Source organism: Pseudomonas siliginis, assembly GCF_019145195.1.
Classification (GTDB): Bacteria; Pseudomonadota; Gammaproteobacteria; order Pseudomonadales; family Pseudomonadaceae; genus Aquipseudomonas; species Aquipseudomonas siliginis.
On record NZ_JAHSTW010000026.1, the window covers coordinates 1 to 1,382 of the forward strand.

General features: G+C 51.2%; 2 protein-coding genes. One reads left to right on the forward strand and one right to left on the reverse strand.

The window, feature by feature from the left end:
• Window positions 1-115: 115 nt before the first annotated feature.
• Window positions 116-895 carry a LexA family transcriptional regulator gene (locus KVG87_RS25675; protein WP_217853231.1) on the reverse strand — a complete coding sequence of 260 codons (780 nt, stop codon included), beginning with the start codon at window positions 893-895 and terminating at the stop codon, window positions 116-118.
• A 111-nt stretch (window positions 896-1,006) separates the two neighbouring features.
• On the opposite strand from KVG87_RS25675, the gene KVG87_RS26160 reads away from it, so the two are divergent.
• Complete coding sequence (locus tag KVG87_RS26160) at window positions 1,007-1,273, forward strand: transcriptional regulator (protein ID WP_217853233.1); 267 nt, start codon at window positions 1,007-1,009, stop codon at window positions 1,271-1,273.
• The last annotated feature ends 109 nt before the right edge of the window (window positions 1,274-1,382 follow it).

A 1,382-nucleotide genomic window follows, 5' to 3' on the forward strand; every position in this document is an offset into this window, starting at 1 on the left:
CGGGTGGACATGCAGGGATGCGGTGGTACGCATGGTGACGCCTCACTGTGGTTGGAGAGTGAGGCGAAAAATAACCTAGGTGTTAGATCAATGCAATTACTTTGGTTTTATGTTTTTAGTTTCTTGGTAGCGGAGCGGCATTAACGGGGCGGATTGTCGACCACCAAAAAATGCGGCCTAAGACCTTCATTTGCTGCTCAACGAACTGTTCAAATGTATAAGACTCGTCTGGATGTTCAGCTCGGTTATAGCTTATGAGTTTTAGCCCTCCACCATCCAATCGCTCCAGGAATTTAATTCTCAACGCTCCCTCCTGCTCAATGGCATAGAGATGATCAGCAATGATTTTAGTCATGCCTCGATCTATTCCGACTGTCGCGCCATGAAGTATCAAGGGTTCCTGGCTTCTGCCAGTGACTGGAGCGCATAACGCATTAGCAGGGTGCACGCCGCACTGTCGCAGTGTCGCAAGTGAAAAGCGAAGAACACGACCATATTCAGCCTGAACCGCTGTTCTACCTGCCCCCGCTGAAATCTCGACCTGCTTGAAAAGTGGTATCTCGACCTCGTCGTCATTTAAAGGAGTGTCGTTATCCCAGGCAGATACAGGTTCGAGAGCAAGAGGGCGCGAAGATTTTTCCTGGCTGCGAGATATGGAGACCACGCTAGCTGGCATGTCGCCATTCTCAAGCCACGGTAACGAAAGGTTGAGTCCGCGAGCGATGGCGCCTGTCTTGCGGCTTTCCCGTGTTTGGCCGTCCACGATTTTGAAAATCGTTGCTTGAGAGCATCCAGAACGCTTAGCCACATCAGTTTGACTGAGATTGAGCTGCTCCATGGCATATTTCAGCCGATCGGAGAGGGTCGGGAGGAGTTCGATCGGTAAGTATTTCATTAGCTAATTCTACGACCTCGGTAATAGAGCGTCTTAAACTATTGGGTGTTGACTTGCCTATTACGAAGGTTGTAGATTCGCCTTGTCGTTTCATCAGGGAGAGCGGTATCAGTGACTTACTGTGTTAAAGACGCCGAGCTATGTCGGCAGGCCTTAGATAAGGTCATCACGATTTGCGGTAACAATCAGTCAGAGCTCGCTCGCCGCTGCAACGTTAAGCAGCCCCATGTATGGAAATGGGTCAAGGCTGGCCGTGTTCCTACCGAGCGCGTTCACGCTGTCGCTAGAGCGTCACACGGCAAAGTGTTACCCCACGAATTGCGTCCAGATTTGCCTGATCTTTTCCCAGCTCCAGCTATCCCAGCAGCTGCTGCTTAAAACTCAGAAAAAAGGCGACCCAAGGGTCGCCCAGTTTCTCCCGATAGCATCACCACAACGCAGTCGGGTCGCGATGTCAGAAGGCGAGCACACCACATGCCGCTGACTT